General features: G+C 55.7%; 11 protein-coding genes and 1 pseudogene. 3 read left to right on the forward strand and 9 right to left on the reverse strand.

All coding sequences use genetic code 11. The annotated features are described in order from the left end of the window. The 8 genes from ACEQU8_RS04745 to ACEQU8_RS04780 form a co-directional block, all read right to left on the reverse strand. Positions 1 to 651: AarF/UbiB family protein (locus ACEQU8_RS04745; protein ID WP_370261877.1), on the reverse strand; the 651-nt coding region annotated here is incomplete at its 3' end. An 87-nt stretch (positions 652 to 738) separates the two neighbouring features. Then, positions 739 to 2,052, reverse strand: a complete 1,314-nt coding sequence (locus tag ACEQU8_RS04750) for a DUF1329 domain-containing protein (protein WP_370261878.1) — start codon at positions 2,050 to 2,052, stop codon at positions 739 to 741. Between the two features lie 48 nt (positions 2,053 to 2,100). After that, positions 2,101 to 2,979: a class I SAM-dependent methyltransferase gene (locus ACEQU8_RS04755; protein ID WP_370261879.1), complete on the reverse strand. Its 879-nt coding sequence runs from the start codon at positions 2,977 to 2,979 to the stop codon at positions 2,101 to 2,103. A gap of 2 nt (positions 2,980 to 2,981) precedes the next feature. After that, positions 2,982 to 3,362 (reverse strand): DUF2237 family protein, encoded by a 381-nt coding sequence (locus ACEQU8_RS04760; protein WP_370261880.1) that lies wholly within the window; start codon positions 3,360 to 3,362, stop codon positions 2,982 to 2,984. 2 nt (positions 3,363 to 3,364) lie between these two features. Continuing rightward, complete coding sequence (locus tag ACEQU8_RS04765; protein ID WP_370261881.1) at positions 3,365 to 3,814, reverse strand: hotdog fold thioesterase; 450 nt, start codon at positions 3,812 to 3,814, stop codon at positions 3,365 to 3,367. Positions 3,815 to 3,852: 38 nt separating this feature from the next. Continuing rightward, positions 3,853 to 4,593, reverse strand: a complete 741-nt coding sequence (locus tag ACEQU8_RS04770; protein ID WP_370261883.1) for a fused MFS/spermidine synthase — start codon at positions 4,591 to 4,593, stop codon at positions 3,853 to 3,855. An 82-nt stretch (positions 4,594 to 4,675) separates the two neighbouring features. Further along, the gene (locus tag ACEQU8_RS04775; RefSeq protein ID WP_370261885.1) at positions 4,676 to 5,839 is read right to left on the reverse strand and encodes an acyl-CoA dehydrogenase family protein; all 1,164 of its coding nucleotides are present in this window, start codon (positions 5,837 to 5,839) and stop codon (positions 4,676 to 4,678) included. 10 nt (positions 5,840 to 5,849) lie between these two features. Beyond that, positions 5,850 to 6,620, reverse strand: coding sequence for an SDR family NAD(P)-dependent oxidoreductase (locus ACEQU8_RS04780; RefSeq protein ID WP_370261887.1), 771 nt, complete (start codon positions 6,618 to 6,620; stop codon positions 5,850 to 5,852). A 129-nt stretch (positions 6,621 to 6,749) separates the two neighbouring features. Between ACEQU8_RS04780 and ACEQU8_RS04785 the strand changes: the two genes are divergently transcribed. Beyond that, positions 6,750 to 7,709: a sodium-dependent bicarbonate transport family permease gene (locus ACEQU8_RS04785; protein ID WP_370261889.1), complete on the forward strand. Its 960-nt coding sequence runs from the start codon at positions 6,750 to 6,752 to the stop codon at positions 7,707 to 7,709. Here the strand turns inward: ACEQU8_RS04785 and ACEQU8_RS04790 are convergent. Continuing rightward, positions 7,706 to 8,647: a LysR family transcriptional regulator gene (locus tag ACEQU8_RS04790; RefSeq protein WP_370261890.1), complete on the reverse strand. Its 942-nt coding sequence runs from the start codon at positions 8,645 to 8,647 to the stop codon at positions 7,706 to 7,708. The genes ACEQU8_RS04785 and ACEQU8_RS04790 overlap by 4 nt on opposite strands. A gap of 106 nt (positions 8,648 to 8,753) precedes the next feature. Here ACEQU8_RS04790 and metE point away from each other — a divergent pair, with 106 nt between their 5' ends. Then, complete coding sequence (gene metE, locus ACEQU8_RS04795; RefSeq protein ID WP_370261891.1) at positions 8,754 to 11,081, forward strand: 5-methyltetrahydropteroyltriglutamate--homocysteine S-methyltransferase; 2,328 nt, start codon at positions 8,754 to 8,756, stop codon at positions 11,079 to 11,081. 78 nt (positions 11,082 to 11,159) lie between these two features. After that, a pseudogene (locus tag ACEQU8_RS04800) lies at positions 11,160 to 11,324 on the forward strand (acetyl-CoA C-acetyltransferase); the annotation flags it as partial.

Raw genomic sequence — 11,324 nt, forward strand, 5'->3', positions numbered from 1 at the left:
GTCGCATTCGCGCACCAGCATTTCCCGAAGCTCACCGAATACCCCTTGAAGGTCCAGGGCCTTGGGGGCAAGGCGCGTGGCAGAGATCAAACGCGACAAGGTTTTGATGTCGGTGTCGATGGCGTCGGCCACGCCCGGGTATTGAATTTTAACGACCACTTTTTCACCGCTTGCTTTGATGGTGGCCAGGTGGGCCTGCCCAAGCGAGGCCGCTGCGATGGGCCGAGTTTGAATGTCGAGTTTTTCCAGGGTGGACGGCCCAAGGGCGGCCACCAATTGAGGCTCTACAAATGACCACGACACAGCGGGGGTGTTGTCTTGCAATCCGGCCAGAACCTCCACGGCTTCTTCTGGTAAGAAGTACTGCCCATAGAGCGACAGCATTTGCCCGGCCTTCATAACGCTGCCTTTCAAACGCCCTAACTCATCGGCCAGAACCTTGGCCTGTTCGCGATAAAAGGCACGGTTGGCCTGTTCGCGGGAATCTGCCTTGCGAAAAAAGTTACGCACGGTGTGGCCTGCAATTTTGGCTCCGGCGCCTACGCCCATTTTGGTCAAGGCAACATTTCGCTCAAACGCACCGGTTTTGATGCGCTCAAGCGCACCTGCTTCTTCGGGCTGTTTGGGTGTGTTGTCTTTGGGCTTGGACATTGTTTTAAAATCGGCGGCTTGGGTTTACAACGCCCGTTATTGTAGGGCCTGCCCGCTTGCGCGGGCATGAAAAACCCTTCTAAAGCCTTATTTCATCAGTTTGCGCAGCGCGGCCGGGGTAAAGTCGGCGGCTTTGGCAGGCACATTGAATTTGGTGGCTTTTTCTTCGTTCTGGAAAGCGCTAAACACCGATTTGCGCGCATTCATGTCGTGCTGCACCTCGCCCGCCACGTACATGCCGGGCGCGTCGTAGGCCTGCATCAAGTAGAGCATTTTGACGCGCCACAGTTCGCCTTTCATGTCGTATTGGTCCATCAGGGCCACGTACCAACTGTCTTCATCAATGTACATGGTGCGCTTGGAATAAATGTGCTCCATGCCCGCCTTTAGTGTGCCCTCCACCACCCACACACGATGCAATTCAAAACGGGTGAGGTCGGTTTTCAAGAAAGCGTCTTGCACCATGTCTTCGTATTTAAGGGCTTTGTTGCTCAAGCGGTAATTGTTGTAGGGGATCAACACCTCGCGCTTGCCCAGCAATTTCCATTCATATCGCTCAGGTGATCCATTAAATCCATAAATATCGTCCACGGTGCGCAGGCTGTCGCTGTTGCCAGCCGGGGCGGAGTGAACCAATTCAGGCGCTCGAAGAACGCGGCGCTGGCCAGAGTTCACCACCCAAGCATTGCGTGCGTCATCTTTAAAGTTCAGGGTGTCTAGCACCAGCAGGGCCTCGCCGGCCTGGGCTGCTGGCCGAGTGGATTCGCCAATCAGGGCAAACAACAAGGTGGTGCCGGCTTTGCCGATGGCAGGCGCCCAGGCAATGGTTTGGCTACTGGAAAACGCCAGCGGCTTGACCCCTGCACCAGCCACAAAACTTGCCGTGTGGCTTTCCAGGCTTTGAGCCGGGCGACGCAACAAGGTGTTCCAAATGGCTTCCAAACCACTTTTGGGTTCAGGAAAAGGCACGCTGCTGGCTTGTACCCCCTCTACCCCCAAACCACCATGAACCAGCTTGGCCTTGCCCTTTTCGGCCTGAATGGCAGCCAACATGTCGGCCCCAAATGTGGCTGTTCGGTGGGTTTTGTACACTGGGATGCTGTAGTTGGGGTAACGCTTCAGAAGCGCCATTTGCCCAGCCGTGAGGTGTTGTTCATGCTGGGCCATGTTGGCTTGGGTGATTACATAAAGCGGCTTTTCACCTGCGAAGGGATCGGCGTGGCCTTGTGCAGGGTTAAAGCCCGCAGGGGGTGTGCTTAACCCCCCGGTGTAAGGCGGAATGGTGCCGGCCGCATTGCCAGCCTGCTCTGCCCCCAGGGGGGTGAGTTTTGGCGCTTGTGCTAAAGCCGGCCCTGCCAGGGCGGCCAGTGCCAGCACGAGGCTGGTGAATCCTGCACGCATTCCTTGTCTCCTTGTGATTGGTATTTTTATAAGTTTGAATATACGCAATTAAACCCGAGTGGTTTGACTGGCGGGCCTGGCGCGCAGCACACGGGTGAGGTTGGCGCCAGGGGCTTTGCAACTGGGCAAACGATCGGCGAAGTCGGCGGGCCGATACACTTCGCAAGCCATTCCCACAGACTCCATGGCCAGTTGAACTTCGCCGGCTGAATCAAAATGCAAATGCACTTTACCACGCACAAAAGCGCCAAGCGCCGCAGCAAAGGCCCTGCTAAGCGGGTCGGCGTTGTTGGCACGAAGGTGCAGGTCAGCCAGGTATGCGCCGTAAGGAAAATCGTCCAGGGTGGATTCGATGCGTGCCCACAGCTGCATGACCATGTCGCGGTTGAAATAGTTCAGCAAGCCTTCGCTGACGATCGCCACCCCTTGCTTGGGGTTAAGGCCACGCGCCACTTCCTCGAGGCTGTAAGCGCCCTCATTTGCAAACGCATCCACCACCCGCACTTGGTGATTGGGACACACGGCAAGTCGTTGGGCTAGCAGTTTTCGCTTTTGGGCAACCATGCTCGGCAGGTCTGCCTCGATGTAGGTGATGCGGTCACCATATCGTTCAACAAAACGAGCCCCGCGGGGGGACAGGCCTGCAGCGAGCTCAATGATTTGGGTCACTTTACCCGCCTCGATGCGGCGTGTTAGTTCGTGATCAATCAGATCGTGGCGAGCTAGCAAAAAATCGCTCAGAGTGGGTCCGCCCAGGGTGCGAGAGGCCAGCATGGCCGGTGCGAGTGCTGCATGCAGCAAACGCGCAGGGGTGGAGGCCAGCTCGGGTACCGAGCGTTGATTGGCCTGCCAAACCTGCCCGGTGTATAGCGCGGTGGGGCTGACTCGGCTGGCTGACATCCACTGGCTGGCGATTTTTTTAAGCATGTTTACAAGATGGCATATTCAAGCAGGGTTTCGAGTTCGATCAATTTGAGTGCAGACTCGTGTGTGCCTTCCAGATACACCGGAGGCGCCACACCGGCTTTGTGGGCCTCTTTCCAGCGCGAAGCGCACAGGCACCAGCGATCGCCCGCCTTTAACCCGGCAAAACGGTATTCGGGTCGCGGGGTGATCAGGTCGTTGCCCATGCTCAAGGAGAACTGCAAAAATTCTTCAGTGACGCGAGCACACACCACATGACGCCCCACATCGTTGGGGCCGGTGCTGCAACAACCATCGCGAAAAAAACCTGTGAGTGGGGCGTATGAGCAGGCCAGCAAAGGACCGCCCAATACGTTTTTATCAAGTTTGCTCATGACTTTTGACATGTTTACCTGGCTCCGGGAAGTGGCACCACAGCCATTGTCAACCGGGAAATGCAGGTGAGCTTGCCCGCATCGTCGCGAAGCTCGATGTGCCACACCTGCGAGGTTTTGCCCGCATGCCAAAGGCTTGCGGTGCCGGTTACCTTGCCTTCACGAACGCCCCTGAGGTGGTTGGCGTTGACTTCCTGACCCACACAATAAAACTTGCTGGTGTCGACCAAGAGGTTGGCGGCAATGCTGCCCAGGGTTTCGGCCAACACCACGTTGGCGCCCCCATGCACCAAACCAAAGGGCTGGAAGGTGCGCGTGTCTGCGGGCATGGTGCCGCGCACGTAATCTGGACCGATGTCGGTGATTTCAATGCCCATGGCCTCACATGCCGTGTTTTTGCACATGGCATTGGTGAGTTCAATATTGGGCGGGCTGAACCAGATGGACTTCTTGTGTTCTTGCATGGCTTATTTTATTGAGAATGGTTATCACGCTATTGTAGTCACGCCACAGACTGTGAAACCAGCGCGTTGTGAAATTTCACAACGCTGTTCATCAGGTTCAGGCCGGTTTGTGCTTGAAGTGCTTGCGCATTGGCTTTGAGGGTGTCCAGGTGATGTTCAAATTTTGCGCCCCCCGAGGCCAAAGCCACCACGTTGCCGCTGCCACAGGGCGGCAACACCACGGCCTGGCCATCAAAAGCCTGCCGCAAACGCTGTTTTCCGGGCTCGGTGTCTTTTTGTCGGCTCAGAATATTGACGACCATGCAACCCGTGTTGCCCAGGGCTGCGCGCGCGTGCTGATAAAACTCGAGGGAGTTCAAGGGCCCCACTTTGGCTTTTGCGTCAAAACCATCCACCACGATTAAGTCGAACTGGCGTTCTTGCTTGGCCAGGTAGGCCGCCCCACAGCCAATCTCAACCTGAAAATTGGGGGTCATGGGGGGCAATTTGAAATGCGCCTGCGCTGCAAGCACAACGGCTGGCTCAATTTCGACCACCGTGATGCTGCTGTTTGGCCAATGACGATGTAAAAACTTTGGAATGGCACCAACGCCCAAGCCGATGCACAAGGCCTTGCGGGGCCCATTGCGTGGGTCTTGCAACACCAGCGGAAGCATCATCTCTCGCGTGTACTCCAGCTCCAGGTCGTAGGGCCGTGAAATGCGCATGGCGCCCTGCACCCACTCGGATCCAAAGTGCAGTTGCCGCACGCCCTTTTCTTCGCTGATTAATATGTCCATGCGCGCAAGCATAGCCTATTTGAAGCCCGGCCCAGCGGCCAGCATGGTCCGCCAGGCCGAGCGCCCTTTGATTTGCGACTGATCAGCGCCCCAACTCACCGCGGGCGATCATTTCTTTCATGATCTCGGAGGTGCCTGCGTAAATGGTCTGTACGCGCGCATCCAGAAAGAACCGGGAAATGGGGTATTCCTGGGTATAACCGTAACCCCCAAAAAGCTGCAGGCATTCGTGGGTTACTTTGACCTGTAATTCAGTGGCGGTCAGCTTCAGAATGGATGCTTCTTCTGTGGTCATTACACCGGCTTTGCAACGCGCAATGCATTGGTTCAAGTAGGCTTTGGTGAGCTCGATTTGTGCACGCAGCTCGGCCATTTTGAAACGGGTATTCTGGAATTGAGACAAACTCTGCCCAAAAGCTTTGCGCTGGGTGACGTAATCGCGAGTAAGCGCCATGGCTCCTTCGCATGCGCCAATGGCCTGTGTGGCCACACCGATGCGTTCGCGTGGCAGCTCCTGCATGAGGTAGGCAAAGCCCTTGTTTTCTTCGCCCAGCATGGCGCTGGCGGGCACGCGAAGGTTGTCAAAAAACAGTTCTGCCGTGTCGCTGGAATGCTGACCAATTTTTTCAATGCCCTTGCCTTTTTTAAAGCCGGGCAAACTGGTGTCCACCAAAAACAGGCTGATGCCTTTGGCACCTTTGCTGGTGTCGGTTTTGGCAGCCAACACCACCAGGCCCGCATGCAAACCATTGGTGATAAAAATTTTTGACCCATTGATGATGTAGTCGTCCCCATCGCGCACGGCGTTGGTGCGCATGCCAGCGAGGTCACTGCCCGCGCCAGGCTCGGTCATGCCAATGGCCCCAATGGCCTCACCACTGGCCAACTTGGGCAACCATTCAGCTTTTTGTGCTGGGGTGCCAATGTTGTTGACGTAAGGCATCACGATGTTGGCATGCACGTTAAAACCCGTGCTCAAGCCGTGCAGGCCCAGGCGGCAGGTTTCTTCCAAAATCATCAGGTTGACTTCAAAGGGGGCTCCCGCTGCGCCGTATTCCTCGGGCATGTCAGGGCCCAGCATGCCCGCAGCCCCCAAGGTGTTCCACACCTCACGCGGCATGTGCCCCTCGCGTTCCCAACGGTCGTAATGCGGAAGCACCTCTTTTTCAAGGCAGCGAATCAGCATGTCCCGGAACAAGGTAATGTCTTCGGACTGCGGCGTTTTGAATTGGTCCATTCCACCCATGGCGTGCCCCTTATTTGGCCTGCATGCGGATGCCGCCATCCAAGCGGATGGTTTCTGCATTCAGGTAGTTGTTTTCAACAATGCTTACGCACAGGCTACCGTATTCTGCGGGCGCGCCAAAGCGCTTGGGGTTTTGAACCATTGCAATGAGGGGAGCGCGGTATTCCTCTGACACGCCCTGCATCATGGGTGTGTCGAAGATGCCCGGGGCAATGGTATTAACACGGATGCCGTAGCGAGCCAAATCGCGGGCCATGGGGAGGGTCATGCCTACCACACCACCCTTGCTGGCTGAATACGCAGCCTGGCCTGTTTGACCATCAAAAGCGGCCACGCTGGCGGTGTGAATAATCACGCCGCGCTGGCCATCTTCGTCGGGCTGGTTTTTAGCCATTTCTTCAGCGGCCAAGCGGGCAATATTGAAGCTGCCGATGAGGTTAACCTGAATGGTTTTGGCAAAAGCATCCAGAGGCAGGGCTTTGCTGTCACGGTCAAGTGTTTTACCTGCCGCGCCGATGCCAGCGCAGTTTACAGCAATGTGCAAGGCTCCAAATGCCTTGACTGTGGCGGCTATGCCTTCGGCAGCCGATTGCGCATCGGCCACATTCACTTTTTGAAAAATCACCTTGCCGGGGTGGGCAGCGGCCACGGCGGCGCCGGCTTGTTCGTTCATGTCAAAAACAGCCACTTTGGCCCCACGGGCAACCAAGGCCTCAACAGTGGCCAAACCAAGGCCAGATGCGCCCCCTGTGACCACAGCCACTGCGTTTTGCAAATTCATGGGTTATCTCCGCTAACAGATTGAATATTGATTCGAACGAACGTTCGTTTTTTCTGATTTTACACGAGACTTCAAAGCGCATACTATCCATGCCAACGTTTGCCCAATTCATCTAAGCCACCCTCCTCTATGCAAAATTTCTTTGATCCTGCGATTCTGTTTTTTATTCTCGGCATTGTGGCTGGGCTGTTGAAGTCGAATCTTGAAATTCCTGCCCAGGTTTCCAGATTTTTGTCGCTTTACCTCCTGATGGCCTTGGGCCTGAAAGGCGGCTTTGCCTTGGCCGCATCAGGTTTGAACATGGAAGTGGCCAACGGTTTGCTGGCGGCCATACTGCTGGCGATTGTGGTGCCAGCCTTCAGTTATCCCTTGCTGCGGCGAGTGCTCAATTCTTTTGATGCGGCAGCCATTGCTGCCACCTATGGGTCTGTCAGCGCGGTCACGTTTATTACGGCCACTCAGTTCATGGAAAAACAAGGCATTCCGTTTGGTGGTCACATGGCCGCGGCCATGGCGCTAATGGAATCACCTGCAATTATCATGGCGGTGCTGTTTGCCAACGTGGCCCGCGCCCAGCAAGGCTTAAGTACAGGTCCGCATCATGGGTTTGCACATGTGCTTAAAGAATCTTTTACTGAGGGGGCACAAATTTTGTTGTTGGGCGCCATGTTGATTGGCGTGTTAAGCGGAGCCGAAGGCAAGGTGGCCATGCAGCCGTTCACGGGTGACATGTTCAAAGGCATGTTGGCTTTTTTCTTGCTCGACATGGGCCTGATGACCGCCAAAAACCTGCCCACGGTGCGTGCCTTGCCCAAGGTGATGTTGCTGTATGGTTTGCTGGCGCCCTTCACCCATGCAGGCCTGGCTTACGCCTTGGGCATGCTGATGGGTCTGCCAGCCGGCGACGTGGCCTTGTTGATGGTGCTGGCCGCCAGCGCCTCATACATCGCGGTGCCGGCGGTTGTGCGCTACGCCATTCCCGAAGCCAACCCGAGCCTTTATTTTGGTTTGTCTTTGGGTATCACTTTTCCGCTTAATATTTTGGTGGGCATACCCTTGTACACCAGCATTGCCATGGCTGGGTTTTAACCCAGAGTTGGGCTGGCCAACAATTCAATGCCGTCAAGCTCGCGTGCGCACACATCGCGGGTCACTTTCACAAAATCCTGGGTGTAGTGTTTGCCCGCCAAACGGGCGGGCAATGCGGCGTACAGGCTTGAGCGAAGCCCGTGTTTGCCCAGTGGCAACTGCGCCACATAGCCGCGTTCAACATAGCCCTTAACGGCCCAGGCAGGCAAGGCCGACAGACCACGCTTGCTGGCTACCAATTGCAACAAGGCCACAGTAAGTTCGCTGCTGCGCCGGGTGTACTGTACCCCCGCTGGCTTCAAAAAATGCTTGACCACATCAAGCATGTCGTCGGGTACCGGGTAACTCAAGAGTGTTTGCCCTTTAAAGTCTGAAGGGCGCAAGTAGAGTCGCTGCGCCAAACGCGAGCCCACCGGCACCAGGCCAACCATTTCATAACGAAACAAAGGGAACACGGCCACGCCCTCCTCCCTGGGGTCTTCAGACACGATGGCCAACTCTGCATCACCCGAATGCAGCAGGCCCACCGGATCTGCATGGAATCCAGACACGATGTCCAACTCCACATCGGGCCATCGACCACGGTAGGCATCCATGGCGGGCATTAACCAATCAAAGCAGGTGTGACACTCCACCGCCACACGCAAAGGGCCACCCGCCCCTTGTCGAAGCTGCTGAATTTCCAGTTCTGCCATGTCGACCTGTGCCAGCACTTGCTCGGCCAGCTTTAATAAACGTTGACCCAATGGACTAAAACGGGTGGCGCCCCCGTGCTTGTACAGCAGTTCCTCGCCATACCAATCTTGTAAGGCCTTGACCTGATGCGACACAGCACTTTGCGTGACAAACAGTACATCGGCTGCCCGGCTTAAGCTACCCGTGTTGGCGATTGCTTGAAGGGTACGCAGATGACGCAGTTCAAGTATGCTTTTGTTCATTAGTATTTCTCATATTTTTTTATAAAAACTTTCGTTTGAATAATACCCTTTAAACACTCAAGATGGTGCTTTCACATTCGACTTACTTTTTTCGAAGGCCATCAACATGATCAAATCACACATTCTTGGATTTCCCAGAATTGGCGAGCATCGCGAATTGAAGTTTGCCCTTGAGCAATATTGGCGCGGCGACATCGACAAGGCCGCTTTGCGCCATACCTCGGCTGCTCTGCGTGCACGGCATTGGCAATTCCAAATCGACAGCGGGCTAGACTTCATCACCGTGGGTGACTTTAGCCTTTATGACCACATGGCCGACCACATCGAACTGCTGGGTTGTGTGCCGCAGCGCTTCAAGGACCTGGCGATTGATGACGATCTGCAACGCTACTTCACCATGGTGCGGGGGCAGACTGATGCCGGTGGGTTGAAAGCAGCAACTTTTGCCTTGGAGATGACCAAATGGTTTGACACCAACTACCACTACATGGTCCCGGAGTTTGAAGCCAACACCCGCTTTGAGGCCAAGGCAAAACCTTTGTTAGAGCAAATTGACGAAGCCTCGCGGTTCAAGCACCCCATCAAAGTGAGCTTGGTTGGGCCGCTGACTTTCCTTTACCTGGGCAAGAGCAAGCAAGCTGGGTTTGATCGTCTGGATTTGCTGCCTGAACTGGTGAACACCTACGCGCAGGTGTTGCAAGCCATTGCCGCCAAAGGGGTCCAATGGGTACAAATCGACGAGCCCGTTCTGGCGCTTGATTTGCCTGGTCCCTGGGTGGCGTCTTTGGAGCGCATTTACCTGCAATTAAAAAACAGCCGCCTAAAAATTTTGCTGGCCACCTACTTTGGGAGCACCCAAGGCCACACCAGCCTGCTGTGCAAATTGCCAATCGATGGGCTACACCTGGACTGCGTGCGCGCACCCGAAGACCTGCCCTTGGTGTTGGACTGGTTGCCCAATTACAAGGTACTTTCGCTGGGTTTGGTGGATGGTCGCAACATTTGGAAAAGCGACCTTGAGCATGCCAAAGGGCTGATTGAGCATGCCTTCGACGCGGGCAAAGGTGAGGTGTGGATTGCACCCAGCTGCTCGCTGTTGCACAGCCCTTACCGGTTTGCCAACGACACCACCGTCAACCCTGCCGTAAAACCTTGGTTGGCTGGCGCAGTAGAGCGACTGGAAGAGTTGCGTCTGCTCAAAAGCCTCACCCAGGCGCAATTGGCAGGGCACCCCGCGCCACAGGCTGATCTGCAAGCATGGCAATCCCATCAAAGCCAAGTAACACAGCGCTTAAGCAGCCCTTTGTTGAATAATCCCGAGGTGAAGGCACGCTTGGCGAACTTGCCGGGCGACGCCGACCAGCGTAAGCAGCCCTTTGAGCAAAGGCAGGCCTTGCAGCGGGCACGATTCAAGCTTCCTTTGCTGCCGACCACCACGATTGGTTCGTTTCCACAAACAGTCAACATTCGCCAACTGCGTGCACGGTTTAAAAAGGGCGAAATGACTGCTCAACAGTATTGGGCGCACATGCACGCCGAAATTGCCCACGCCATTGAAGTACAACACAGCCTGGGGTTGGATGTTCTTGTGCACGGCGAAGCCGAACGCAATGACATGATGGAATACTTTGGTGAGCAGCTCGAGGGCTACACCTTTTCAGCCAACGGTTGGGTGCAAAGCTATGGCTCACGGTGTGTTAAACCCCCCATCCTGTTTGGCGATGTGAGCCGCCCAAAGCCCATGACAGTGGACGTGGCCCGTTTTGCACAAAGCCTAAGCCACAAACCCGTCAAAGGCATGCTGACAGGCCCGGTGACCATGCTGCAATGGAGTTTTGTGCGCAACGATCAGGCCCGCCACGTCACCGCATTGCAGTTGGCGCTGGCCATTCGTGATGAGGTGCAAGACCTGGAGGCCGCAGGCATTGGCATGATTCAAATTGACGAGCCCGCTTACCGCGAGGGGTTGCCACTGCGGCGTGCGCAATGGCAGCACTACCTGGAATGGGCGGGCCGCGCTTTCAGGGTAAGTGCTTGCGGCGTGCAGGACAACACCCAAATTCACACCCACATGTGCTACTCGGAATTTAACGACATACTGCCCGCGATCGCCGCGATGGATGCCGATGTGATCACCATTGAAACCAGCCGATCTGACATGGAATTGCTGCGCGGATTCGGCGATTTTAGCTATCCCAACGAGGTTGGCCCCGGCGTGTACGACATTCATTCGCCACGCGTGCCCAAGGTTGAAGAGATGATTCGCTTGCTTGAAAAAGCGGCTGCCGTGGTGCCTGTTGAAAACCTGTGGGTGAACCCCGACTGTGGCCTGAAAACCCGCGCCTGGCCAGAAACCAAGGCGGCTCTGCAAGCCATGGTAGAAGCCACACACACCCTGCGTGAAAGGCTGGCCTTACAAAAAACTGCCGCATAAACACGGCCAAGCGCCACTTGATGGTGTGTCTCACGGGAAAATAAGGGCATCAATACCCAATTTTTTCGGAGACACCCCATCATGGCGCAAGACCCCATTGTGATTGTTTCAGCCGCACGCACGCCCATGGGCGGGTTTCAGGGCAGCTTAAGCACGCTGTCGGCCAGCGAACTGGGTGCACATGCCATCCAACACGCCATCCTGAGGGCTGGCCACCCCACGCTTTCGGAGCATATTGATGAG

The sequence above is a fragment of the Limnobacter sp. genome, from assembly GCF_964228395.1.
In the GTDB taxonomy this organism is placed as follows: Bacteria; Pseudomonadota; Gammaproteobacteria; order Burkholderiales; family Burkholderiaceae_B; genus Limnobacter.